Annotated in this window: 22 protein-coding genes, 6 tRNA genes and 1 riboswitch; of the genes, 12 read left to right on the plus strand and 16 right to left on the minus strand. The window is 58.7% G+C overall.

Features of this window, described 5'->3' with window-relative positions; translation table 11 throughout:
- Positions 1 to 274: 274 nt before the first annotated feature.
- From B5F12_RS02185 to B5F12_RS02230, 10 genes are all read right to left on the minus strand, one after another.
- Positions 275 to 1,204, minus strand: coding sequence for a helix-turn-helix transcriptional regulator (locus tag B5F12_RS02185; protein WP_087229607.1), 930 nt, complete (start codon positions 1,202 to 1,204; stop codon positions 275 to 277).
- Between the two features lie 560 nt (positions 1,205 to 1,764).
- A tRNA-Pro gene (locus B5F12_RS02190) sits at positions 1,765 to 1,841 on the minus strand.
- Between the two features lie 75 nt (positions 1,842 to 1,916).
- Positions 1,917 to 1,991 (minus strand) — tRNA-Cys (locus B5F12_RS02195).
- 66 nt (positions 1,992 to 2,057) lie between these two features.
- Positions 2,058 to 2,133: transfer RNA gene (locus tag B5F12_RS02200), tRNA-Gly, on the minus strand.
- Positions 2,134 to 2,136: 3 nt separating this feature from the next.
- Positions 2,137 to 2,212: transfer RNA gene (locus tag B5F12_RS02205), tRNA-Phe, on the minus strand.
- A 7-nt stretch (positions 2,213 to 2,219) separates the two neighbouring features.
- Positions 2,220 to 2,296 (minus strand) — tRNA-Asp (locus B5F12_RS02210).
- A gap of 30 nt (positions 2,297 to 2,326) precedes the next feature.
- Positions 2,327 to 2,402: transfer RNA gene (locus B5F12_RS02215), tRNA-Val, on the minus strand.
- Between the two features lie 104 nt (positions 2,403 to 2,506).
- The gene (gene hslO / locus B5F12_RS02220; protein WP_087229610.1) at positions 2,507 to 3,388 is read right to left on the minus strand and encodes an Hsp33 family molecular chaperone HslO; all 882 of its coding nucleotides are present in this window, start codon (positions 3,386 to 3,388) and stop codon (positions 2,507 to 2,509) included.
- A 6-nt stretch (positions 3,389 to 3,394) separates the two neighbouring features.
- Positions 3,395 to 4,135, minus strand: a complete 741-nt coding sequence (locus tag B5F12_RS02225; protein WP_087229613.1) for a class I SAM-dependent methyltransferase — start codon at positions 4,133 to 4,135, stop codon at positions 3,395 to 3,397.
- Between the two features lie 4 nt (positions 4,136 to 4,139).
- Positions 4,140 to 4,421: a YerC/YecD family TrpR-related protein gene (locus B5F12_RS02230; RefSeq protein ID WP_087229615.1), complete on the minus strand. Its 282-nt coding sequence runs from the start codon at positions 4,419 to 4,421 to the stop codon at positions 4,140 to 4,142.
- A 228-nt stretch (positions 4,422 to 4,649) separates the two neighbouring features.
- Here B5F12_RS02230 and B5F12_RS02235 point away from each other — a divergent pair, with 228 nt between their 5' ends.
- From B5F12_RS02235 to cls, 12 genes are all read left to right on the plus strand, one after another.
- Positions 4,650 to 5,936 (plus strand): adenylosuccinate synthase, encoded by a 1,287-nt coding sequence (locus B5F12_RS02235; protein WP_087229618.1) that lies wholly within the window; start codon positions 4,650 to 4,652, stop codon positions 5,934 to 5,936.
- A gap of 142 nt (positions 5,937 to 6,078) precedes the next feature.
- A complete protein-coding gene (locus B5F12_RS02240; protein ID WP_242954866.1) occupies positions 6,079 to 6,624 on the plus strand; it encodes a hypothetical protein in 546 nt (181 codons plus the stop codon).
- A gap of 152 nt (positions 6,625 to 6,776) precedes the next feature.
- A complete protein-coding gene (gene nagB, locus B5F12_RS02245) occupies positions 6,777 to 7,520 on the plus strand; it encodes a glucosamine-6-phosphate deaminase (RefSeq protein ID WP_087229621.1) in 744 nt (247 codons plus the stop codon).
- Positions 7,517 to 8,641, plus strand: a complete 1,125-nt coding sequence (gene nagA, locus B5F12_RS02250; protein WP_087229624.1) for an N-acetylglucosamine-6-phosphate deacetylase — start codon at positions 7,517 to 7,519, stop codon at positions 8,639 to 8,641. The genes nagB and nagA overlap by 4 nt, the downstream gene beginning before the upstream one ends.
- Before the next feature lie 209 nt (positions 8,642 to 8,850).
- Positions 8,851 to 10,296, plus strand: a complete 1,446-nt coding sequence (locus B5F12_RS02255; RefSeq protein ID WP_087229627.1) for a recombinase family protein — start codon at positions 8,851 to 8,853, stop codon at positions 10,294 to 10,296.
- A complete protein-coding gene (locus tag B5F12_RS02260; protein ID WP_204221452.1) occupies positions 10,293 to 10,691 on the plus strand; it encodes a hypothetical protein in 399 nt (132 codons plus the stop codon). Before B5F12_RS02255 ends, B5F12_RS02260 begins: the two co-directional genes overlap by 4 nt.
- A gap of 148 nt (positions 10,692 to 10,839) precedes the next feature.
- Positions 10,840 to 11,751 carry a UDP-N-acetylmuramate dehydrogenase gene (murB, locus tag B5F12_RS02265; protein ID WP_087229630.1) on the plus strand — a complete coding sequence of 304 codons (912 nt, stop codon included), beginning with the start codon at positions 10,840 to 10,842 and terminating at the stop codon, positions 11,749 to 11,751.
- 13 nt (positions 11,752 to 11,764) lie between these two features.
- Entirely contained in the window at positions 11,765 to 12,628 is an 864-nt protein-coding gene (gene rapZ, locus B5F12_RS02270; RefSeq protein ID WP_087229633.1) for an RNase adapter RapZ, read from the plus strand.
- Positions 12,629 to 12,631: 3 nt separating this feature from the next.
- The gene (locus tag B5F12_RS02275; protein ID WP_087229636.1) at positions 12,632 to 13,621 is read left to right on the plus strand and encodes a gluconeogenesis factor YvcK family protein; all 990 of its coding nucleotides are present in this window, start codon (positions 12,632 to 12,634) and stop codon (positions 13,619 to 13,621) included.
- A gap of 12 nt (positions 13,622 to 13,633) precedes the next feature.
- Positions 13,634 to 14,530: a DNA-binding protein WhiA gene (whiA, locus tag B5F12_RS02280; RefSeq protein WP_206020562.1), complete on the plus strand. Its 897-nt coding sequence runs from the start codon at positions 13,634 to 13,636 to the stop codon at positions 14,528 to 14,530.
- 33 nt (positions 14,531 to 14,563) lie between these two features.
- On the plus strand, positions 14,564 to 18,022 hold the full coding sequence (locus tag B5F12_RS02285; protein ID WP_087229642.1) for a DNA polymerase III subunit alpha: 3,459 nt from the start codon (positions 14,564 to 14,566) through the stop codon (positions 18,020 to 18,022).
- A gap of 12 nt (positions 18,023 to 18,034) precedes the next feature.
- Positions 18,035 to 19,582 carry a cardiolipin synthase gene (gene cls / locus B5F12_RS02290; protein WP_087229645.1) on the plus strand — a complete coding sequence of 516 codons (1,548 nt, stop codon included), beginning with the start codon at positions 18,035 to 18,037 and terminating at the stop codon, positions 19,580 to 19,582.
- Between the two features lie 51 nt (positions 19,583 to 19,633).
- On the opposite strand, the gene B5F12_RS02295 is transcribed toward cls, so the two are convergent.
- The 6 genes from B5F12_RS02295 to purM all read right to left on the minus strand — a co-directional run bounded on the left by B5F12_RS02295 (position 19,634) and on the right by purM (position 25,113).
- Positions 19,634 to 20,086 (minus strand): helix-turn-helix transcriptional regulator, encoded by a 453-nt coding sequence (locus B5F12_RS02295; RefSeq protein WP_087229648.1) that lies wholly within the window; start codon positions 20,084 to 20,086, stop codon positions 19,634 to 19,636.
- Positions 20,087 to 20,098: 12 nt separating this feature from the next.
- On the minus strand, positions 20,099 to 21,355 hold the full coding sequence (gene purD, locus B5F12_RS02300) for a phosphoribosylamine--glycine ligase (protein WP_087229651.1): 1,257 nt from the start codon (positions 21,353 to 21,355) through the stop codon (positions 20,099 to 20,101).
- 15 nt (positions 21,356 to 21,370) lie between these two features.
- Complete coding sequence (locus B5F12_RS02305) at positions 21,371 to 22,543, minus strand: phosphoribosylaminoimidazolecarboxamide formyltransferase (RefSeq protein WP_087229654.1); 1,173 nt, start codon at positions 22,541 to 22,543, stop codon at positions 21,371 to 21,373.
- A gap of 3 nt (positions 22,544 to 22,546) precedes the next feature.
- Positions 22,547 to 23,260 (minus strand): IMP cyclohydrolase, encoded by a 714-nt coding sequence (locus B5F12_RS02310; RefSeq protein ID WP_087229657.1) that lies wholly within the window; start codon positions 23,258 to 23,260, stop codon positions 22,547 to 22,549.
- A 55-nt stretch (positions 23,261 to 23,315) separates the two neighbouring features.
- A riboswitch (ZMP/ZTP riboswitch) is annotated at positions 23,316 to 23,394 on the minus strand.
- 27 nt (positions 23,395 to 23,421) lie between these two features.
- Positions 23,422 to 24,060, minus strand: coding sequence for a phosphoribosylglycinamide formyltransferase (gene purN, locus B5F12_RS02315; RefSeq protein WP_087229661.1), 639 nt, complete (start codon positions 24,058 to 24,060; stop codon positions 23,422 to 23,424).
- 3 nt (positions 24,061 to 24,063) lie between these two features.
- Entirely contained in the window at positions 24,064 to 25,113 is a 1,050-nt protein-coding gene (gene purM / locus B5F12_RS02320; RefSeq protein ID WP_087229664.1) for a phosphoribosylformylglycinamidine cyclo-ligase, read from the minus strand.
- Positions 25,114 to 25,115 lie beyond the last annotated feature (2 nt).

The raw sequence follows: 25,115 nt of genomic DNA on the forward strand, positions 1-25,115 counted from the left end.
CATTCGTTACAGGGTGTAGGTTGCAGTTCTGTTGCTACTTTCGACTTGAAATTATGTGGATGATAGAAATACATTCACAATAAGCAGGGCTATTAGAACTTGACGATAATATGAATCTCGATCTTTACGCAAGGTCTCATCACTATGACCTCCCTTCGCAACCTCGAGACATATTTTACCTCGTAGCCCAAAAAAGACCATAACGAACCATGTATATGATAAACATACACGATTCGTTATGAACATATAACATCATTTGTTAAGTCGTGCCCTTTTACAAGTCGAGGCCAAGACGATCGAAGGCAAAGCGTTGAATCGACTGAAGGTATATGGTTTGTTTTGTTAATGCTGTATAGGCTGCCAACGTCTTCAAAATATCAGCGCACTCCTTTTTGCGGTCCGTAAGGCAGTAAATTTCTGCTCGAGTCAATTCGATCATAACCAAGAAACTATGTTCATTGTTTCTCAAACTTAGAGCTTCTGCCTCATCGATGTATTGTAGCGCATCTTGGTACATCTTCATTTTTGCCAAAATGGCGCCCAGATTTCTTACTACATTGATTTTGGCCCGTTCGTAACTAACCACATCACTTTCATGTCTTTTGAGTGAAGCATATAGGCGTTCACCCAGGCGCAAAGCCTCCATGTTGCGGTCCATGCCTGCATAAATGGCGACTATGATATGGAGCAGATCCACCTCTAAGATAGTCAGCACAGAGCTGGGGAAGTTTTCGTAGTCGAAGTTGGGGCGGGTTAGGGACAGCGCCTTTTGGGCTAGCTCCAAGGTTTCTTCGAAAGGATAGTTCTCTGGGTCCGTGTCGTGGCATTGTAGCCGTAACGTGGCCTCTACCAACCAGCAAAGTTGTCGACTCCGAGTATCGTCAGGGCAGTCTTGTTGTAGAAGTTTTAGTTCATCCCAAGCCCGATCCACATTCTCCTCGTCCGCCAGATTGATAACTGTCTGGGCTCTTTCCTCAAAATCCTGCTGCTTCTCACTGCGGTAGTACACGTTGCAAATTTGGTACAGCCCAGTTCCCAGTTTTTCTAGTAATGCTTCTAATACAGGTTGAGAAGGAATTTGGTTCCCATTCTCAATGCGCGAGATAGATACTGTGGAACAGATTCCCTCAGCTAGATCCTCCTGGGAAAGTCTCTTTTGCTTGCGTAGTTCTCTCAGGGTATCTCCCAATGAATTTTTATGCATGGATGTGACCTCTCGTTTCCGGGTAGCTGTACCCAATATTCCAAGTATAGTATAGCATATTGCCTATGAAAAAAGCAAAGCGGGAAAATGGTGGTGTTTGAGCACATTTTGAAATTTGTAATATTCCTGTTAATGACTCTGGGAGGGTAGATCCTTCACCACCGGTGGGAGGGTCGGAACTGGAATACGACAGGGCTTTATGAGGCGGTTCGTAGCCGCCTCTCAAAATCCTGCGCCACAGAAAACAAAAGAAGGGCACTCCTTATAAAAAGAAGCCCCCTTCCTGTGGTCAAAAAATAAAACCTGTCTGTGGTATTTATGTGGTCAACCTGAAAAACCAAAAAATTAGTCCAAAATTCAGGAACAATTCAAAAGAAAAATCCGCTGTTTCCGAGAGAAAACAGCGGATTTTTGGTCCGAGTGACAGGATTTGAACCTATGGCCCACAGAGTTGACACTCTGAGGGCCATAAGGCGGCGGATTTTAATGCAAGAGGCCGCAGGTTCGACAAAATCACACAAAACAAAAAACACCGCCGACATCTCGTCAGCGGTGTTTTTTGGTCCGAGTGACAGGATTTGAACCTGCGGCCTCTTGGACCCGAACCAAGCGCGATACCAAGCTTCGCCACACCCGGATAATTTTTTAGGGCACATAACAGGGAAGAGGGGAAAGAAAAATCGCCGCAAGCGCCTCGACACTTGCGGCGATATGGAGGCGCCACCCAGATTTGAACTGGGGCATCAGGATTTTGCAGACCCTTGCCTTACCACTTGGCTATGGCGCCAGAGACACTTTTATAATATGCACCCTCCACTTAAAATAGAAGTGGAAGATCCGCTTCTATTTTAAGTGGAGCGAGTGACGAGGCTCGAACTCGCTACCTCCACCTTGGCAAGGTGGCGCTCTACCAGATGAGCTACACTCGCAAATGGTGCCTCCGGCCGGAATCGAACCAGCGACACGTGGATTTTCAGTCCACTGCTCTACCAACTGAGCTACAGAGGCATAAAAGTGGCGACGCGGAAGGGACTTGAACCCTCGACCTCCGGCGTGACAGGCCGGCGTTCTAACCAACTGAACTACCGCGCCACATGTGTTGACGTTCCAACTAGAATGTCTTGGTGGGAACAACAGGGCTCGAACCTGTGACCCCTTGCTTGTAAGGCAAGTGCTCTCCCAGCTGAGCTATGCTCCCCAGTGCTTGCGCCTTGCTCGGCGCTGTCGCTCGTCAGACGACGTTGGTTATTATAGCAAGCACTGGGGGAAATGTCAACACCTTTTTTCAAGTTTTTTTGAAAATTATGAAGTTGCCTCCAAAAGTAACTGTTTTAGCTCATCCTCAGAGAAATGATAAACTTTATCGCAGAATTGGCAGGTGAGTTCGGCGCTGCCCTGGTCCTGCATCAGAGATTCCAATTCATTTTTTCCCATGCTGATGAGAGCCCGAGACACCCGTTCCCGGGAGCACTGGCAGCGGTATTCCACCGGGGTAGTCTCCAGCACTTCCAGCTCAAACTCACCCAGCACCTCGTGGAGCAGATCCAGAGGGCTGATGCCTTGGTCCAGCTTGGCGCTGACGGCGCCTACCTTGGCAATGCCACGCTCCACAGCGGAGATGACTTCGTCGGTGGCACCGGGGAGCAGCTGGATGAGATAGCCCCCAGCGGCCTGCACCGTCTGGTCAGGAGCCACCAGGACCCCCAGAGCGCAGGCCGTGGGAATCTGCTCACTCTCCACATAGTAGGCGGCGATGTCCTCTGCAATCTCACCACCCACCAGTTGGACAGAGCCTACGTAGGGCTCCCGCATACCGATATCTTTGATAACGGTGAGTTCTCCGTCGCAGCCCACGGCAGCTCCCACGTCCAGCTTGGCGTGGGCCTTGCGAGGCACATCCACCGCAGGATTGGTGACATAGCCCCGGACGTTGCCGGTGCTGTCCGATACGGCGGTGAGGCTGCCCAGAGGGCCGCCGCCGCGGATGCGGAGGGTCACAGAGCCGTCCTCATTTTTCAACATATTGCCCATCATGGACGCGCCCATGAGCAGACGGCCCAGGGCGGCAGTGGCCACCGGCCAGGTGTCATGAATGGCACGGGCCCGCTCCACCAAATCCGTGGCGGACAGGGCAGTGGCTTTGATGGGGGCGTCTTTGGCAATGACACGTACAAGTTGATCCATAAATTTTTATTGTTCCTTTCGTGCTGCAAAGAAAATGCGCCGATCCTCCTCTTTGGGAGGGCACATTTTTAGATTGCTGTATTGCTTGATGGAGGAGAAGCCAGCTTGGGTGAGAAAGTCGGTGAGTTCCTGAGGGGTATAGGCGTACTCCTCATGGTATTCGCTCTCCCGATTCCACGCCCCGTCCGGCCGCAGGGTGAACAGGTCGATGCCGTAGCCGCAGATGCGCCGCCGGGGTTCGTAGTCCGCCCGCCATACACACATCAGGCTTTCGTCCTCGTCCAGATAGGTCTGTCCGTCCGCCTCCTCCAGGGCCAACGGAGTTTTTGCGTCAAAGAGAAAGAGCCCGCCGGGATTGAGGTTGCGATACACCTGGGCGAAGGCCCGGCGCAGCCTCTGGGGGCGGGTGACATAGTTGACGCTGTCCAGGCAGCAGATGACGGCATCCACTGGTTCCAGCAAGGTGAATTTGGCCATATCCTGGCACAGAAAAAGCACCTCCTGGTCTTGACACTTCTGTGCCGCGACGCACAGCATGTCCGCTGAGATGTCTACAGCAGTCATCTGGTAGCCTCGGGATGCCAAGATGGAGGTGAGAGAGCCGGTGCCGCAGGCCAACTCCGCCACCGAGCGAACGGGATGCTTCAGACGGCGGAAATGCCGCTCCACATAGTCCGCCCAGTGGGAATAGCCCACGTCTCCGGTGAGACGGTCATAGTATTCCGCCAGAGAGGTATATTGCTCCATACAATCACTTTAGACGGGGAAGGACCGTTTTATACCCATCTGCGCCGTACTGGAGTGCGCGGTTGACCCGGCTGATGGTAGCGCTGGATGCGCCAGTGCGCTCCAAAATATCATTGTAAATCATACCGCTGTCCAACAGCACAGCCACTTCCAAACGTTGTGCCATGGCCCGCAGCTCCGCCACGGTGCACAGGTCCTGGAAGAAAGCCCGACATTCCTCTGGAGAGGAGAGAGACAAAATGGCTTGGTACAGCATCTCTGCATTCTCAGAGTTGTTTTTCTGCATAGTGCAGCCTCCATTTCTGTATAGTAGGTGCTGGTGTAATTGCGTATCTATCATACCATTGCGCTTCAAGAAAGTAAAGAGGTAAAAGAATGAAGCCGGATAAAATCTATCAGAGTGGTGGAAAAGGCTTGCGTCCTGGGGAATATAATATTATAATAGTCACATAATGCGTTGCGGATAAGGCAAATCCATTTACATGGTTGCGAATCCCGCACTGCGGAGGTAATTATGGTTAAAGCAATCGTAGGTGCCAACTGGGGCGACGAAGGAAAGGGCAAGATCACCGACATGCTGGCGGAGACCTCGGATGTGGTCATCCGGTTCCAGGGCGGTGCCAACGCTGGTCATACCATTATCAATGACTACGGTCGGTTTGCGCTTCACATTCTGCCCTCCGGCATTTTTTATCCCCACGTCACCAACATCATTGGCAACGGCGTTGCTCTGGATGTGGTGAAGCTGGTGGAGGAGCTCAAGTCCATCACCGATCAGGGCGTGCCTGCTCCCAAGCTGATCATCTCGGAGCGGGCCCAGCTGCTCATGCCCTACCACGTGCTCCAGGACAGCTACGAGGAGGAGCGTCTGGGCGGAAAGGCCTTTGGCTCCACCAAGAGCGGCATTGCTCCCTTCTATTCCGACAAATATGCCAAGATTGGCATCCAGGTGTGCGACCTCTTTGACGAGGAGCGGCTGCGCGACCGCCTGACTCGGGCCGTAGAGCTGAAGAATGTGATGTTCCAGCACCTGTACCACAAGCCTGCTTTGGACGTGGAGGCGCTGTTCCAGCAGCTGCTGGAGTGCCGGGAGATGATCCGTCCCTATGTTGGGGATGCGGTGACCTTTGTCCACGAGGCCCTGGCCCAGGGCAAGACCATCCTGCTGGAGGGCCAGTTGGGCTCCATGAAGGACCCCGATCTGGGCATCTTCCCCATGACCACCTCTTCTCACACCCTGGCTGGCTTTGGCTGCGTGGGCGCTGCTGTGCCTCCCACCGCCATCAAGGATGTCATCTGCGTCACCAAGTCCTATTCTTCCTCCGTGGGTTCCAATACCGAGCCCTTTGTCAGTGAAGTCACCGGGGAAGAGGGCGATGAGCTGCGCCGCCGTGGCGGTGATAAGGGTGAGTTCGGCGCCACCACCGGCCGTCCCCGCCGTGTGGGCTGGTTCGACGCTGTAGCCACCAAGTACGGCTGTATGGTTCAGGGTGCCACCCAGGTGGCTCTGACCTGTCTGGACGTGCTGGGCTATCTGGATGAGATCAAGGTGTGCGTGGGCTACGAGATCGACGGCCAGGTCACCGACCGGTTCCCCACCACGCCCAGCCTGATGCGGGCCAAGCCTGTGTTTGAGACTCTGCCCGGTTGGAAGAGCGATGTGCGTGGTATCACCGACTTTGAGGCCCTGCCGGAGCAGGCCAAGAACTACGTGAAGTTCCTGGAATCCCACATCGGTGTGCCCATCACCATTGTCTCCACTGGCCCCAAGCGCCACGAGATCGCCCTGCGTCAGCCCTAATAAAACCCCAGAGCCCCCTTGCCGCAACCTTGAGTGGCAAGGGGGCTTTTGCACCCTTTTTCCCGGTGGTCATACAATGGGAATGGAAGAAGGGAGAATCTCTCTGTTCTTGTTCCCATCAACCATCGGGAGGTATTGATCTATGGCTGAATTGATTGAGCCCGGCCCCATCTGCGATACCGCTGGTATTCGAGAGGCCGTGTGCATTCACACCAGAAAAATTTACGACAGCTGTCGCGATAAGGACTGCGTGGAAGATCTGCGCCTTTACCCCACAGCCAGTTCCCAGGCTGTCATTGATCGGGCCATCAGCCTGAAGGCTGGAAAGGCCGAGCTGCTGTACGCCTACATTGACGTGGAGCCCATGGGGTTCCACCGGGGATTCTACACCGTGGACGTCCGCTACTTCTATCGCGTCACGGCAGACGCCTTTGTGGGGGCATCCCGCCCGGTGTCTGTGTGCGGACTGGCGGTGTTTGACAAGCGGGCCATCCTCTTTGGCAGCGAGGGCTCGGCCAAAGTGTTCTCCTCCAACGCCTCCATGGGCAGCCTGGACACCCAGGCGCTGGAGAACAGCAACCTGCCTGTGGCGGTAGTGGAGACGGTTGCGATCAACTGGGCAGGTAAAAAATGGCGAAAATTTTCCTGCAAGGAAACAAATTCAAAAAAAGTTTGGAAAATCTATTGATATTTGGGTTTGATAAAGTTATGATACATATAGAGCCCTTCTGAGTGTGGGAATCCATATATAGGGAAGGGAAATACTTGGCGTTCCGGGATAGGCGGGGGAGACCCTGGCTAGTTCGGGATGCGGACTGTAAATTTAGGAGGTTATCAATTATGAGATTTATTTCCTGCGCTGACTACACGGCTATGAGCCGTCAGGCCGCGAATCTCATCTCTGCGCAAGTCATCGTCAAGCCCAATTGCGTGCTGGGTCTGGCCACCGGTTCCACCCCCATCGGCACCTATAAGCAGCTGATCGAGTGGTACAACAAGGGCGACCTGTCCTTTGCCAACGTCCGTTCCGTGAACCTGGACGAGTACAAGGGCCTGTCTGGCGATCACGACCAGAGCTACCGCTACTTCATGCAGAACAACCTCTTCAACCACGTGGATATTGATGTGGCCAACACCAGCGTCCCCAACGGCAAGGCTGAGGATGCTGACGCTGAGTGCGCTGCCTACGACGCCCACATCCGTGAGCTGGGCGGCATTGACCTGCAGCTGCTGGGCATGGGCCACAACGGTCACATCGGATTCAACGAGCCCGCCGACGAGTTTGTGGGCCCCACTCACGTGGTGGAGCTGGCTCAGAGCACCATCGACGCCAACAAGCGCTTCTTCGCCTCCGAGGCTGACGTGCCCCGTCAGGCTCTGACCATGGGCATGGCCGCCATTCTCCAGGCTCGCTCCGTGGTGGTGGTTGTCAGCGGCGAGGACAAGGCTGAGATCGTCCACAAGGCTTTCTTTGGCCCCATCACTCCCCGCGTGCCCGCCTCTCTGCTGCAGCTGCACCCCAACGTGACTGTGGTGGGCGACGAGGCCGCCTTCTCCGTGCTGCGTAAGGAGGGGTGCCTGTGAGACTCACGGGCGGACAGGTCTTTGATCCCCAGGCCGGCTTTGTTGTCAAAGACGTGTGCCTGGAGGGCGGAAAGATCGTAGAGAACTGTCAGGACAACGGCGTGGACGTGTCCGGGTGCTATGTCATCCCCGGCCTCACCGATGTCCATTTCCACGGCTGCGTGGGGGCCGATGTCTCCGACGCAGACGCTCAGGGTCTGGCGGATATGGCAGCTTACGAGCTGTCCCGTGGCGTGACCCAGATTTGCCCCGCTGGTATGACTCTGGCTGCCGAGCAGCTGGAGAAGGTGTGCACCACCGCTGCCCAGCACCGTGCCGCCAACGTGCCCGGCGCTGAGCTGGTGGGTATTCACCTGGAGGGCCCCTTCCTGGCCGCTGCCAAGAAGGGCGCTCAGAACGGCGCTTGGCTGCGTGATCCCGACGTGGCTCTGCTGCGCCACCTGAAGGAGTGTTCCCAGGGCCTGGTGAAGCTGGTTTCTCTGGCTCCCGAGCTGGAGGGTGCCATGGACTTCATCCGTGAGGTGAAGGACGAGGTGTCCGTGAGCCTGGCTCACACCACCGCCAACTATGACACTGCTATGGCCGCGTTTGAGGCCGGTGCCAACCATGTCACCCACCTCTACAACGCCATGCCTCCCTTTGCCCACCGTGACCCCGGCGTCATCGGCGCTGCCGCCGACAGCAAGGACGCCTATGTGGAGATCATCTGTGACGGCGTGCACGTGCACCCCGCTGTCATCCGGGCCACCTTCCGGATGATGGGCCGTGAGCGGATGGTGCTGGTCAGCGACACCATGCGTGCCGCTGGTATGCCCGATGGTGAGTACACCCTGGGCGGTCAGGCTGTGTTCGTCAAAGGCAACCGGGCTGAGTTGGCCGACGGCACTCTGGCCGGTTCTGTCACCGACCTGATGAACTGCATGAAGACGGCCGTCTCCTTCGGCATCCCCCTGGAGGATGCTGTGATGGCCGCCGCCGTCAACTCCGCCAAGTCCATCGGCATCTACGACCGTGTGGGTAGCTTGGACGTGGGCAAGGACGCCAACGTGGTGGTCCTGGACAAGGACCTGAACCTGAAGGCCGTCCTGTTCCGGGGCGAGCTGGTCCACGGGGCCCTGTAATCAGACCCAATACGTATCAGAAGAGCTGGTGCAGAGATACCTCTGCGCCAGCTCTTTGTCATACCCGGCACTTCCCCTCATACAGTGGTGTGGGGGTGATGGTTTTGAATATTCACTTTGTTATCGTAGACCAAAACCAGGAAAATGGCTTGCAAGAACTTTGGAGAAAAATTGTAATGGAAAAGCTGTGTAGTTGTTGGAGATAGGAAATGAAAATTGCAGCCTATTGCCGGGTGTCCACTGCCAAAGAGGAGCAGCTGGACAGTCTGGCCAATCAGAAGGAGTTTTTTGAAGCCTACGCCCGGACCAACGGATACGAGCTGGTGCGGGTCTATGCCGATGAGGGAATTTCCGGCACCCAGATGCGGAAACGAGAGCAATTTCAGGCGTTACTTCGAGACGCCGCCCGACATCACTTCGACTTGGTGGTGGTGAAAGACATCTCCCGCTTTGCCCGCAATACGGTGGATTTCCTCCAGAGTGTGCGGGCGCTGAAGGAACTGGGGGTGAACACCCGCTTTCTCACCGCCAATATGGACAGCTTGGGGGAATCGGAGTTTGTACTCACCCTATTTGGAGCTCTGGCTCAGGAGGAGAGCGCCAACCTCAGCCGCCGCGTGAAGTTTGGTAAACGCCTCAACGCCCAGAAGGGGCGGGTGCCCCGGCTGCTCTACGGCTACCACCGGGTGGACAATTTCCAACTCACTATCTGCCCGGAAGAGGCCCAGGTGGTGAGGAAGATCTTCGCACTGTATGTGGACCAGGGGCTGGGCTGCCGTACCATTGCCCAGCAGCTCAACGGGCTGGGGTATGTGACCAAACAGGGCTGTCCGTGGACCCCATCCGCTGTCCACCGCATCCTCACAAACCCTACCTACTGCGGCCACCTCGTCAACCACAAGTACGAGGTGGAAAACTACCTCACAGGAAAGCGAAAAAAGCTGCCCCCTCAGGAGCAATTTCACCACCCACGGCCCCAATGGGCCATTGTCACCCCGGAGCAGTTTGCCCAGGCCCAGCAGCAGCGGCAACAGCGGGCCCAGGTCCGTGAGCCAGATAAGCCCCCAGGCCGATATAGCGCCCGGCACCTCTTTAGCGGTCTCATTGTCTGCGCGGAGTGCGGGAGAAGTTTTTGCCGCAAGACCTATACCTATGCCAACACCCGGGTGTACTGGAAGTGTTGGGGCAATGATCAGGGGCTGTGTGCCAACCGCACCAAAATCGAGGAGGAGCAGCTGGTGGCTGCCATCCGGGACCATGTCAGTGAATGTATCACCAACCTGGAGGGATGGAAGCAGCGTGTGGTGAATGAGGTGCTGGACCATATCTCAGAGGCACCCCGGGAGGAGAGTGAACTGGAACGCCTGACCCAGCGAAAGAAGCGGTATGAACGGCTCTATGCCAACGGAATTATCCCCCTGGAACAGCTGCAACAGGAACTGGTAGAAATACAGACAAGGGAAGATGCTTTACAGGTAAAAAGGGCAGGAGAGCACAGAAATGAAGCGGAGATTCTGGCGCAGCTGGAAGGGTACATGAGGTGGGAGGGGCTAGAGCGGGCGGACGTGGCCAAACTGGTGGAGAAGATCACCGCCGACGAGCGGGGGGAGGTGCAGATTTTTTTTGAGGGCGGATGGTATGACTTCTCCAGTTGATCCCGACCGTGGAGGCGGTTGATCCCATCATCCTGGGAATGAAGCTGGTGGATGGCTGTGAGAACAACGGCTGCTGCTGTTGCTGCGACCCCAACGACATCCCCACCTGCATCACTTCCTGCTTCCCCGGTGAGCTGTCCATGAGCAGCGAGGGTAAGCGGGTGTATGTGACCTTGGGTCAGTTCTCCATGATTCGGCTGGAGCGGGACAGTCAGCTGCTCATTCCCGCCTACGACTACTGCATTCCCAACAAGGAGTGTACCGGCGGAAACGAGGAGGACCCCTGCGCTCTGTTCCGCAAGGTCCAGTTCCCCACCGAGGAGTTCTTCCCGCCCAACACGGTCTCCCCGCCGGAAGGCTACCAGGAGGCCAAAAACTGCAATCCCTGCTGCTGAAACCCGGTCTGGGAGGGGCGTTGCCTGACAACGCCCCTCCCAATTTCGTGGAGAACCACACTTTTTTTTTAACGGGAATTCTGCTATAATACACGAGTATCTTTCTAACCAGATACCAACCTAGAGACACAAGCCGGAGGGTTTGCATATGAATGAGATACATAAGCTGTACCAGCAGCTTAAAGAGCGGCTGCCTCAGCTGGAACTGCGTCAGGATGAGCCGATGAGCCGCCACACCACCTTTCGGGTGGGCGGTCCGGCGGCGTTGATGGCGCTGCCCCGACAGACGGAGGAGCTGGTGGAGGCGGTGAAGTTGGCCCGGGCCTGGGAGATTCCAACGGTGATGGTGGGCAACGGCTCCAATCTGCTGGTGGACGATCACGGCGTGAACGCTTTCGTGATCAAAACCGTGCCCCAGTATGCACAGTGCCACATTGAGGGGGAGAATGTAACGGCAGAGGCCGGAATTCTCCTCTCCCAGCTGGCCAACCAGGCGGCCCAGGCCCAGCTCACGGGGCTGGAATTTGCCCATGGCATTCCTGGCAGCTTGGGCGGTGGCGTGACCATGAACGCTGGCGCCTATGGCGGGGAATTGAAGCAGGTTGTGACCCAGGTGGGAGTGTTGACTTCCAGCGGAGAGGTGGAGGAGTGGGACGCCCAGCGGTGCCAGTTTGCCTACCGCCACACCGCCTTTAGTGACGGGGAAAACTTGGTGCTGTGGGCCAAGCTCCACCTGGAGCCAGGCAACGGCCAGGAGATTCGGGAGAAAATGAAGGATTTGGCTGGCCGCCGCCGGGAGAAGCAACCCCTGGACTTCCCCAGTGCAGGCTCCACCTTTAAGCGCCCGGAGGGCCATTTTGCCGCCGCCCTCATTGACCAGTGCGGCCTCAAGGGCCTGCGTGTGGGCGGCGCCATGGTTTCGGAGAAGCACGCTGGATTTGTCGTCAACGTAGGAGGGGCCACTTGTGCCGACATTCTGCGTCTGATGGATGAGGTCCGGGAGCGGGTGTTCCGGGACACCGGCGTGGAGCTGGAGCCTGAGGTCAGATACCTCAAGTAAGGAGGCAGAGAGTATGCAGTTATTCATCGTATCGGGTGTATCCGGGGCGGGAAAGTCCACGGTGATCTCCATTTTGGAGGACAGCGGCTATTTTTGTGTGGATAACTTGCCCCCGGAGCTGATTCCCAAGTTTGCAGAGCTGTGCCAGATGGGCAGCGGGGAGCATCAGCGGGCTGCCGTGGTGTGTGACATCCGGGGTGGCAGCCATTTTGACGGCCTGTTCCAGGCTTTGGACACCCTGGACAGCATGAAGGTGCCCTATCAGATTCTGTTTGTGGAGGCGGATGACCAGACCATCATCAAGCGGTACAAGGAGACCCGCCGCAGCCACCCGCTAATGGACAGCCAGGGCACTTTGGCCCGAGCCGTTCAGATGGAGCGCAGGCTCATGAAGCCGGTGCGGGATCGGGCGGACATCGTGCTCCAGACCGACGCCATGTCCACTCGAAAGCTGAGGGACCGAGTGCTGGAACTGGTGTACCCTGGGCGGAAGAAGGTCAGCCAGCTGAATGTGTGCGTCACCTCCTTTGGATTTAAATACGGCCTGCCCATGGAGGCGGATCTGGTCTTTGACGTGCGGTTTTTGCCCAATCCTTTCTATATCGAAAATCTGAAGCACCAGACGGGCTTGGACGACGGTGTGCGGGACTATGTGTTCCAGTTCGCCCAGAGCCAGGAATTCCTGGAGAAGCTAGAGGACATGGTGGGATTTTTGCTGCCCCAGTTTGTCGAGGAGGGAAAGAGCATGGTGGTGGTGGCCATCGGCTGCACGGGCGGCCAACACCGCTCGGTGGCTATGACCCATGCGCTGGCGGAATACGTGCGCAGTTTGGGCTATCAGGTCTCGGAGAACCACCGGGACATGACGAGGGCTTGAGATATGGGAAAGAAACACGGTCCGGCCATTGTGGCCATTGGCGGCGGACACGGACTGTCTGCCGTGTTGCGTGGATTGAAGAACTGCACTGACGACCTCACCGCCATTGTCACGGTGGCAGATGACGGCGGCGGCTCTGGCACCCTGCGGGAGGAGCTGGGTATGCCCCCGCCGGGGGATATCCGCAACTGCATGGAGGCCCTGGCCGACGAGGAGTCGCTCATGCGTACTCTGCTTGCCTACCGCTATCCTGAGGGACGGCTGGCGGGGCAGGCCTTCGGCAATCTGCTTCTGGCGGCGCTGGACGGAATTTCTACCTCCTTCGACCAGGCGGTGGCCCAGATGAGCCAGGTTCTGGCCATTCGAGGCACCATTCTGCCGGTGACCAATGAGAATATCCAGCTGGAGGCCGTATTTGAAAACGGGACCCAGGTGTGCGGAGAGTCCAAGATCTTCAACTTTAAAAAGCAGCAGAACTGCGGAATTCACCATGTGCGCCTGATTCCCGAGCATCCCCCCGCGCTGCCTGCGGCGGTGGAGGCCATTAGCCGGGCGGACATCATTTTGCTGGGGCCCGGCAGCCTGTACACCAGCGTCATCCCCAACTTGCTGGTGGATGGCATCTCCGATGCCATTGAGGAGAGCAAGGCGCTGAAAATCTACGTCTGCAACATCATGACCCAGGACGGGGAGACCGAGGGTATGACCGCCTCCGAGCATCTGGAGGCATTGCTGGAGCACGGCGGGCCCCAGTTGGTGGACCTGTGCCTGTGCAACAATGCGGCTCTGCCCCGGGAGATGCTGTACCGCTACCAGCTGGAGGACGCCGTGCCTCTGGTGGTAGACCGCCGGGAGATGGAGATTCTGGGGGCCGAGGTAGTGTGCCGCCCCCTCACCGACGAAAAGGTGGATTTCGCCCGGCACTCCGGGGACAAGGTGGCCCAGGCGGTGCTGGAGCTGTACCAGCAGCGGGGACACACCAAGACATTTTGACAAAAGGAGCAGATGCATGTGACCTTTTCTGCCCAGGTAAAACAAGAACTATGCAAACAGCCCCTCAGCCGCCGCTGCTGCGCTCAGGCGGAGGCCTACGGAATTTTGCTCTACTGCAATACGTTCCAGCCCCGACAGGTGCGCATCATTACGGAATCCCCTCAGCTCAAGCAGCGGCTGCCCCTGCTGTTTCGCAAGGCATTTAAGGTGGAGTTTGACGTAATTCCCACCGGGGAGGGGAAGGGCAGTTTTCTCATCGAGGACCCGGAGAAGCTGCACATCCTCTTTGACACCTTCGGACTGGAGCGGGACTCTGCGGTGTCGGTGCACATCAACTTTGCCCATCTGGAGGAGGAACACTGCCAGACGGCCTTTTTCCGAGGTGCCTTTTTGGCGGGGGGCTCGGTGACCGATCCAGGCAAGAGCTATCATCTGGAGCTGGCCACTTCCCACGGCGCGGTGGGACGGGAGAGCATCGCCCTGCTCCAGGAGCTGGGCTTTACCCCCAAGGACACCCAGCGCAAGGGCAACCACGTGACCTATTTCAAGCAGAGCGACCACATCGAGGACTTTCTCACCACCGTGGGCGCCCCCGTCTCCGCCATGGAGATCATGACCGCCAAGCTGGAGCGGGACCTGCGGGGCAGCGTCAACCGGAGGGTCAACTGCGATGCCGCCAATCTGGATAAGACGGTGGAGGCGGCCCGGTGGCAGATGGATGCCATCTACCGCCTGGAGGAGCGGGGAATGCTGGAAGACCTGCCGGATAAATTAAAGGAGGCGGTGGACCTGCGCATGGCCCACCCGGAGTTGACCTTGGCACAGTTGGCAGAGCTGTGCACCCCTCCGGTGTCCAAGTCCGCTTTGAACCACCGACTGCGCAAGCTGGCCCAGCTGGCGGAGAGCTGAGAGAGAAAACCTTTTACCCAGGAGGATACATTCATGGCTTTTGTCCATCTACATGTACATACGGAATACTCCCTGTTGGACGGGGCCTGCCGCATCAAGCAGTTGGTGGAGCGGGTCAAGGAGCTGGGACAGGAGGCTGTGGCCATCACCGACCACGGAGTGATGTTCGGCGCTGTGGACTTTTACCGGGCCTGCCTGGGGGCGGGCATCAAGCCCATCATCGGCTGTGAGGTGTATGTGGCACCCCGGTCCCGGTTCGACCACACCCGAGAGCTGGACGGCTCCCCCCGCCACCTGGTGCTGCTGTGTAAAAATGAGACGGGGTACCGCAACCTCAGCTATCTGGTGTCCATGGCCTATGTGGAGGGCTTTTACGGCAGACCTCGGGTGGATATGGAGCTGCTACGGGCCCACAGTGAGGGCCTCATCGCCCTGTCTGCCTGCCTGGGCGGGGAGATTCCCCGGCGGCTGATGGCGGGGGACTACCAGGGGGCGCTGGACCACGCCTTGGAGATGCGGGACATCTTTGGGGAGGACAGCTACTACCTGGAAATTCAGGACCACGGCATCGACCAGCAGAAGGCGGTGAACGCCGGAATTTTCCGCCTCCACGCTGAGACGGGGATTCCCCTGGTGGCCACCAACGACGCTCACTACCTCACCCGAGAGGACTCGGTGATGCAGGATGTGCTCATGTGCGTCCAGACGGGCAAGCGGCTGGAGGACGCGGACCGTATGCGCTTTGAGACCCAGGAGTTCTACATCAAGAGCGAAGAGGAGATGCGCGCTCTCTTCCCTCAGTGCCCGGAGGCCATAGAGAATACCGCCAAAATTGCCCAGATGTGTCAGGTGGACTTCCAGTTCGGGGTCCATCACCTGCCGGAGTTCAAGCTGCCGGAGGGGGAGACCGACGGGGACGCCTATTTTGAGCGCCTGTGCCGCCAGGGCTTCCAGCAGCGGTACCCGGGGGCCGGGGAGGAGTACCAGCAGCGGCTGGAGATGGAGATGAACATGATTCGCCGCATGGGATTTGTGGACTACTTCCTCATCGTCTCCGACTTCATCGGCTACGCCAAGAGCCAGGGCATTCCCGTGGGCCCGGGGCGTGGTTCCGCTGCGGGGTCCATGGTGTCCTACTGCCTGTATATCACCGACATTGACCCCATGAAGTACTCCCTGTACTTCGAGCGATTCCTCAACCCCGAGCGAGTGACCATGCCGGATATTGACATTGACTTCTGCATCCGCCGCCGTCAGGAGGTCATCGACTACGTGTCCCGGAAGTACGGGGAGGACCACGTGGCCCAGATCGTCACCTTTGGTACCATGAAGGCCAAGGCGGCCATCCGGGACGTGGGCCGAGTGATGGACATGCCCTACGCCGAGGTGGACGCCATTGCCAAGCAGGTGCCCTTTGCTCTGGATATGACCCTGGACAAAGCCCTGGTGCTGTCCAAGGGTCTGGCGGACCTGTACAACGGCAACGAAAAGGTCAAGCAGCTGGTGGATATGGCCCGGAAGCTGGAGGGCATGCCCCGCAACGCCTCCACCCACGCCGCTGGCGTGGTCATTACCCGGCGGCCGGTGTATGAGTATGTACCACTGGCCACCAACGACGATGTGCCGGTGACCCAGTACACCATGGTGACCCTGGAAGAGCTGGGCCTTTTGAAAATGGACTTTTTGGGCCTGCGGAACCTGACCATTTTGGACGACGCAGTGAAGATGGTCAAGGAGCACAACCCGGACTTCTCTCTCAGCGAGATTCGAGACGATGACCCGGAGGTGTTCCGTATGCTCTCCGAGGGGCACACCTCTGGTGTGTTCCAGATGGAGTCGGCGGGCATGACGGGTGTGTGTGTGGGCCTCAAGCCCCAGAACATTGAGGACATCACCGCTATCATCGCCCTGTACCGACCCGGCCCCATGGACTCCATCCCCAAGTTTATTGCCAGTAAGCAGGACCCCCGGTGCATTTCCTATCGGAATCCCGCTCTGGAGCCCATTCTGTCCGTGACCTATGGGTGTATCGTCTACCAGGAGCAGGTCATTGAGATTTTCCGCCGCCTGGCGGGATACTCTCTGGGCCAGGCAGACATGGTGCGCCGGGCCATGAGTAAGAAGAAGGTCAAGGACATTGAGCGGGAGCGGGAGGCCTTTATCAACGGCGACCCTCAGCGCAACATTGAAGGTTGTGTGGCTCGGGGTATTCCGGCGGAGGATGCCCAAGCCATCTATGATGAAATTTACGCCTTTGCCAACTACGCCTTCAACAAGGCCCACGCCGTGAGCTACGCCATTGTGGCCTATCAGACGGCGTGGTTTAAATGCCACTACACCCGAGAGTATATGGCGGCACTGCTTACCTCGGTGCTGGACTCTCAGGACAAGGTGGCGGAGTACATCGCCGAGTGCAAGGAGAACGGCATTGCCCTGTTGCCCCCCGACATCAATGAGTCGGGTCTGAGCTTTACCGTGTCGGGCAATAACATCCGATTCGGACTGGCCGCCCTCAAGGGCGTGGGCCGGGGCTTTGTGAATGCGGTGCTGACCCAGCGGCAGCAGGGAGGCCCCTTCACCTCCTTCCCCGACTTCTGTGCCCGCATGAGCCACAACGATCTCAATAAGCGGGTGCTGGAAAGCCTCATCCGAGCGGGATGCTTTGACCGCATGGGCTATCGCCGTAGTCAGCTGCTGAAGGTCTTTGAGCAGGTGGTGGACTCCATTCTCCGTGACCAGCGGCAGAAACTGGAGGGGCAGTTTGACCTCTTCGGTGGTCAGGAGAGCCTGGAGCCGGAGATGAAGCTGCCGGACATTCCCGAGTTTACTCCCGCTGAGCTCATGGCTATGGAGAAGGAGGTCACAGGCCTGTATTTGTCCGGCCATCCCATGGACCAGTACCGCCGCCAAGTGCAAAAGCTCCGCGCGGTGCCCATTGCCACTCTGATCCAGGGCTGCTCGGAGGAGGGGGACCGTCCCCCCAAGTTCTCCGATGGCCAGAAGGTGACTGTGGCGGGGGTGGTGGCCACGGTGAAGACCAAGACCACCAAGAATAACACCATGATGGCCTACGTCTCCCTGGAGGATGCCACGGGGGCCATGGAGCTGATGGTGTTCTCCCGGGTGTTGGGGGAGTGTGGCCACTACCTCAAGGCAGGGCTTCCTGTGGCCGTCACCGGGCGTTTGTCCCAGCGGGACGAGAAGGAGCCTCAGATCATGGTGGACTGGATTGGACCCCTGAGTGGAGAGGACCAGCAGAGCCCAACGCCAGAGGAGAGCGAGGCAGAAAAGACCCTGTGGATTCGCCTGCCCGACGGAAATGAGTCCCTGGTGTGGCTGAAAAAGCTGCTGAGTATGTTCCCCGGCCAGAGCCGCACGGTGGTCTACCTGCAAGACAGCAAAAAGAAGCTGCTGGCGGGCTGTCTGCACCATGCGGTGCTGCTGGAGGAACTGAGAGAGACGCTGGGCGAGGACAGCGTGGTTTTGCGGTAAAGAGGAGATACCATGAATCGGATACTGACGCATATCGGAAAGTTGTTGTTTCACCGAGTGGGCATTATGGCAGTGTTGATCGTCGCTCAGTTGGGGTTCTACGTGTTTGCCCTTTCCAGGCTACAGGAGATTCCCCATTACGACATGATACATGGGGCCTTTTTGATCTTGTCCATTCTGGTGGTGGTGTGGATTGTGGCCAGTAAGAGCAACCCAGGGTATAAGATCAGCTGGATTATCATTGTCCTGGGTCTGATGCCCTTTGGGTCGCTGGCCTATCTGCTCTTGGGTGGAAACCACCTGTCCAACTTCAACCAGAAGCGTCTGCGCATCATGGAGGAGAAAGTGTGCCAGAACTTGGGGGATGAGTGCCACCGGGCTGGGGCCCTGACCCAGCTCATTGGCTCGGATGCCTCGTGCATGGCCAACTACCTGGAGCAGGTGGCCCACTGTCCGGTGTATGGTAACACCAAGAGCCACTATTACCCCCTGGGGGACAACTGTTACAGCGACATTCTGGCCGCCCTGTGGGGGGCCAAGCGGTATATCTTCATCGAATACTTTATCATTGAAGAGGGTAAGCTTTGGAACTCCATCCTGGACGTGCTGCAAGTGAAGGTGCAGCAGGGGGTGGAGGTCCGGGTGATCTACGACGATGTGGGGTCCATCTTCACCCTTCCGGCAGATTACCCGGAGCGCATGGAAAAGCTGGGCATCCAGTGCCGGGTGTTTAACCGCATCCTCCCGGTGGTGTCTCTGCGCCAGAATAACCGGGACCACCGGAAATATATGATTATCGATGGAACGGTGGCCTTTACCGGGGGCATCAACATGGCTGACGAGTACATCAACGTCAAATCCCGGTTCGGCCATTGGAAGGACTCTGCCATCCGCCTGGAGGGGGATGCCGTGTGGTCCATGACTGTGTCGTTCCTGTCCATGTGGGACTTCACCGAGAACAGTGCCGAGGACTTTGACGGCTACCGGCCGGAGCCCTCGGCGTGGAGCGAGGTGGGCTATGTGCAGCCCTACCAGGACTGCCCTTGGGACAATGAGCCGGTGGGGCTGTCGGTGTATCTCAACCTCATCAACCGGGCCAAGCGGTATGTGTACATCACCACGCCGTACCTGGTCATTGACTACTCCATGACGGTAGCCCTCACCACCGCCGCCAAGTCCGGGGTGGACGTGCGCATCATCACCCCCCACATCCCGGACAAAAAGACGGTGTTTGAGGTGACCCGGGCCCACTACGACGAGCTTATAGAGGCGGGCGTGAAGATCTATGAGTACACCCCCGGCTTCATCCACAGCAAAAACTTTGTGGTGGACGACTGTTATGCCACCGTAGGCACCGTGAATATGGACTACCGCAGCATGTTTTTGCACTTTGAAAATGGGGTGCTCCTGTATGGCACCCCCACCGTCCACCACATCCGGGACGACTTTTTGAGCACCCAGGACAAGAGCGTGGCGGTGACCCTGGAGCAGTGTAAGAGCGTGCCCTACTACCGCCGCTTGGGGCGGGAGATTTTGCAGGTGTTTGCACCGCTGTTATAAGAAAAACTTGGACCAGGATGTGCGAACATCCTGGTCCAAGTTTTTCTCTAGTTATTTGCGCAGGTAACGGGCTACCGCCTGTTCCAGTAGTTGCTGCCCTTCTTTGGAGCGGAGCACGTCCACCACAGCGTCGTGGACGGCCTGCTGGAAGCCAGCACTTTTCAGAATGGGGTCCAGCATGGAGCCCTCCTTTACCGGGGAGGGACGGGATGCCGGGGCCCGCTTGGGCTGGGGCGGGAGATAGGGGGCGGGGTCGTCGTCGGGAATGGCCCCATTCATCCAGCTGTCCTGGGTGGTGGGGTCATTGCTCTCCCCCCGGAGGTAGAACAGAGACACGCCAAAATAGGCGGCCATCTTCTTCTGCTGCTCCTGGGTGGGGGTCTGACGCCCCGTCTCGAACTTTTCCACAGCGGTTTTGGGCAGGCCCAGGGCCAGAGACAGCTCCGGGCGGCTCATGCCCTTTTGGGTGCGCAATTCTGTGATGCGCTGGGCCAAGGTAATCATAGAAAACGCTCCTTAAAATGCGTGTCCAATGTCGGTGCGGAAGTGCATGTCGGTGAAGGAGATGTGCTTGCCTGCCTCATAGGCCTTGGCAATGGCTTCTTCCAGGGTGGGGGCGGTGGTGGTGACACCCAGCACACGGCCGCCGTTGGTGACGTATTGGCCGTCTTTCAGAGCGGTGCCAGCGTGGAACACCACGGAGGTCTTGCCTGCCTCCTCCAGCCCGGAGATGGGGTAGCCCTTCTTGTAGTCCAGGGGATAGCCACCGGAGGCCAGCACCAGCACGCACCCGGCCTCCTTCTTCCACTGGATATCCAGCTGGTCCAGGGTGCCGTCCACACAGGCCTGGAGCACGTCCATCAAATCGGTGTCCAGCAGGGAGAGTACCACCTGGCACTCGGGGTCGCCAAAGCGGGCGTTGTACTCCACCACCCGGGGACCCTTGGGGGTGAGCATGAGGCCGAAGTAGATGACCCCGTGGAAGGGACGGCCCTCCGCCTGGAGGGCGTCGATGGTGGGCTGGAAGATCTCCTCCATGCACTGCTTGGCGATCTCAGGGGTGTACTGGGGCGGGGGAGAGATGGCACCCATGCCGCCGGTGTTGGGGCCCTGGTTGCCGTCAAAGGCCCGCTTGTGGTCCTGGCTGGCAGGCATGGGGACCACGTGCTTGCCGTCGGCAAAGGCCAGTACGGTGACCTCGGGACCCACCATGCACTCCTCGATGACCACCGTGGAGCCGGACTCGCCGAACTTCTTGTCTGCCATCATCTCGGTGGCGGCCTGTTTGGCTTCCTCTACGGTGGAGGCTACCACCACGCCCTTGCCCAGGGCCAGGCCGTCGGCCTTCACTACGATGGGAGCGCCCTGCTCCTCGATGTAGGCCAGGGCCTTGTCCAGCTCGGTAAAGGTGGCATAGGCGGCGGTGGGGATATGATACTTGGCCATCAGCTCTTTGGAGAAGGCCTTGCTGGCCTCAATGATGGCGGCGTTGGCCCGGGGGCCGAAGGCGGGAATGCCCGCCTCCTCCAGAGCGTCCACCATGCCCATGGCCAGGGGGTCGTCTGGGGCCACCATGACGAAATCCATGTGGTTTTCCTTGGCCCAAGCCACCATGCCGGGCACGTCGGTGGCCTTGACATCCACGCAGGTGGCCACTTGGGCGATGCCGCCGTTGCCGGGGGCGCAGAACAGCTCAGTGACCTTGGGGGACTGGGCCAGCTTCCAGCAGATGGCGTGCTCCCGGCCGCCGCTGCCCACTACGAGTACTCTCATGGGTTGACCCTCCTCTTAGTGGTGGAACAGGCGCATGCCGGTGAAGGCCATGACGATTCCATACTTGTTGCAGGTTTCGATGACGTTGTCGTCCCGAATGGAGCCGCCGGGCTGGGCGATGTACTCCACGCCGGACTTGCGGGCCCGCTCCACGTTGTCGCCGAAGGGGAAGAAGGCGTCGGAGCCCACGGACACGCCGTGCATCTGGGCAATCCAGGCCTTTTTCTCCTCACGGGTCAGGGGCTCGGGCTTGACCTTGAAGGTCTCCTGCCACACGCCCTCGGCCAGCACGTCCTCGTACTCGTCGGAGATGTACACGTCGATGGCGTTGTCCCGGTTGGGACGGCGGATGTTGTCCACAAACTGGAGGCCCAAAACCTTGGGATGCTGGCGCAGCATCCAGTTGTCCGCCTTGGAGCCAGCCAGACGAGTGCAGTGGATGCGGCTCTGCTGACCAGCGCCCACACCGATGGTCTGGCCGTTCTTGACGTAGCACACGGAGTTGGACTGGGTGTACTTCAGAGTCAGCAGGGCCAGCAGCAGGTCGTGGCGGGCGGCCTCGGGCAGCTCCTTGTTCTCGGTGACGATGTTGTCCAGCAGGCTCTCGTTGATCTCGAAGTTGTTGTAGCCCTGCTGGAAGGTGATGCCGTAGATGTGGCGGGTCTCAATGGGGGCGGGCTCGTAGTTGGGGTCAATCTGCACCACGTTGTAGTTGCCCTTCTTCTTGGTCTTGAGAATGGCCAGGGCCTCGTCGGTGTAGCCGGGAGCGATGATGCCGTCGGAGACTTCCATGGCCAGGAACCGGGCGGTGGCCTCATCGCACACGTCGGACAGGGCGGCCCAGTCGCCGTAGGAGCACAGACGATCCGCGCCACGGGCCTTGATGTAGGCGCAGGCGATGGGGGAGGTGTCAAAGCCGTCGGCGAAGTAGATCTGCTTCTCCACGTCGGTGAGGGGAGTGCCCAGAGCGGCACCGGCGGGGGAGACGTGCTTGAAGGAGGCGGCGGCGGGCAGGCCGGTGGCCTTCTTCAGGGCCTTCACCAGCTGCCAGGAGTTGAGGGCGTCCATGAAGTTGATGTAGCCGGGCTTGCCGTTGAGCACGGTGATGGGCAGCTCACCCTCGTCCATGTAGATGCGGGCGGGCTTTTGGTTGGGGTTACAGCCGTATTTCAGTTCCAGTTCAGTCATGGATTAAACCTCCCAGTGTTTGTTGATGATGGAAGTCTCACAGTCTCCGGTCTCCAGGTCGATGTAGCGGACGAAGAGAGAGACCTTGTTCTCGTCGTTGAGGGACAGCCACAGGTCCCCGGCCAGAGTCTCGGCGTCGGGGGCGGTGATGGCCACCAGACGGGGCTCACCCTCAAAGGAGGGCAGGGGGTCCAGGTTCTCCTGATAGGTGTGGATGAAGTGTCCGGTGCCGGGCAGGGGTGCGTCGTACTCGTAGAAGTAGCGCAGGTTGCAGTCAGGGTTGCCGTAGGCGGACTTCAGAATGGACAGCTTGTAGCTGCCGTCCTTGAGGAGCAGACCGGAGATGCGAGGGGTGTAGTTGGGGGGATCGGGCTCGAAGCAGCGGGAGCGCAGGGACTCAGCAAAGGTCTTGCCAGCCAGCAGGCCCTGCTGAATGGTGTCGGTCTGGTCGCCGTTGGTGACGATGGTGTCCTCGCCCACCTGGCGCACGGGGTGATAGATGATCAGGGAGGGATCGGTCATCTTGCTCTCGTCATAGGCCCGGGTGCGGATGCCGTCGTCCGTCTCCTCAAAGATACGGTTGCGGCTGTTTTCGCTGCGGCCCATGATGAAGTAGGCGATCACCGCGTGCTTGTTGTCAGCGGTGCGGCCCAGCACGATGCCCCGGCCGGGGTAAGGGTTGCGGGACAGCTCCTGGCACAGATCCAAAGTTGTCATAGTGGTACCTCCTCAAAGTGTTGGTCAAAGAAAAAGGGCGCACCTATCCACAAAATAGGTGCGCCCAGACGGTCGGCATTTCTACGGCTATACTCCCTGTGGTCAACCCACTTCCGTCAGTCATATAGCCTGTTAACTATATCATGCCCTGAGCGCTTTTGTCAAGCTTGCGGGGGCAGAATGTGGACCACTCGGCCCTCTACATGGAGCCGATCTTGGCAGAACAGGGAGACGGCTTGGGGCAGGATGTGCCACTCGGCCTGCTCCATGATGCGCCGCTGCAAGGTCTCGGGGGTGTCCCCCTCCTCCACAGCCACAGCCTTTTGCAGCACGATGGGGCCGCCGTCGCACTCCTCCGAGACAAAGTGGACGGTGGCGCCGGACACTTTCACTCCGTACTCCAGGGCCTTCTCGTGGACGTGGAGACCGTAGCAGCCCTCTCCACAGAAGGAGGGGATGAGGGCGGGGTGGACGTTCAAGATGGCGTTGGGGTAGGCCTGCACCATCTCTTCGGTGAGAATGATCATAAAGCCTGCCAGCACCACCAGGTCAATGTCCAGCTCACGGAGCTTGGCCACCAGCGCCTGGGTCATGGCCTGGTTGGAGGGATACTCCTTGCGGGGGATGACATAGTGGGGAATCCCCGCCTTCTCCGCCCGTTCCAGGGCGTATACCCCGGCCTTGGAGGAGATGACGGCGGCAATGGTGCCGCCGCCCAGCTCGCCCCGGGCCTGGGCGTCAATGAGGGCTTGCAGGTTGGTGCCGCCGCCGGACACCAAAACGGCAATACGTGTTCCCATGGATTACACCAGCTCCACGCCAGCCTCGCCAGCGACCACGCTGCCGATCTGGTAGGCGGTCTCGCCAGCTGCGGCCAGGGCGTCCAGAGCGGCCTGAGCCTGGGCGGCGGGGACGGCCAGAATCATGCCGATGCCCATGTTGAAGGTGTTGTACATATCCCGAGCGGGGATGTTGCCCGCCTTCTGGATGAGGGAGAAGATGGGCAGGGTGGGGAAGGAGTCCAGCTTGATCTGAGCGGTGAGGCCGTCCACCATCATGCGGGGCACATTCTCATAGAAGCCGCCGCCGGTGATGTGGCTGACGGCGTGGACATCCACGCCAGCGCCCAGCACGGCCTTCACGGCCTTGACATAGATGCGGGTGGGCTCCAGCAGGGCCTCGCCCAGGCTCTTGCCGTTCAGCTCATCCATGGGGGTCTTCAGGTCGGCGTGCTCCACGTCGAAGACCTTACGCACCAGGGAGAAGCCGTTGGAGTGCACGCCAGAGGAGGCCAGACCGATGAGCACGTCGCCTTCGCTGAGGGACTTGCCGTCGATGATCTTCTCCTCGTCCACCATGCCAACGGAGAACCCAGCCAGGTCGTACTCGTCCACGGGGTAGAAGCCGGGCATCTCGGCGGTCTCACCGCCCACCAGAGCGCAGCCGGCCTGGCGGCAGCCCTCGGTGATGCCGGTGACGATGTCAGCGATGCGGGCGGGGTCGTTCTTGCCGCAGGCGATGTAGTCCAGGAAGAACAGGGGCATAGCGCCGCCGCAGATGATGTCATTGACACACATGGCCACGCAGTCGATGCCCACGGTGTCGTGCTTGTCCATGAGGAACGCCAGCTTTAGCTTGGTGCCCACGCCGTCGGTACCGGACACCAGCACGGGCTTCTTCATGCCGTTCAGGTCGGGGGCAAACATGCCGCCAAAGCCGCCCAGGGTACCCATGACGCCGGGAATGTAGGTGGATTCCACCATGGGCTTGATGCGGCGTACCGCCTCGTAACCGGCGGTGACGTCCACGCCGGCAGCGGCGTAGGAGGCAGAGTGAGAGTCAGAATGATTCATGA

The organism is Pseudoflavonifractor sp. An176, from assembly GCF_002160435.1.
In the GTDB taxonomy this organism is placed as follows: domain Bacteria; phylum Bacillota; class Clostridia; order Oscillospirales; family Oscillospiraceae; genus Enterenecus; species Enterenecus faecium.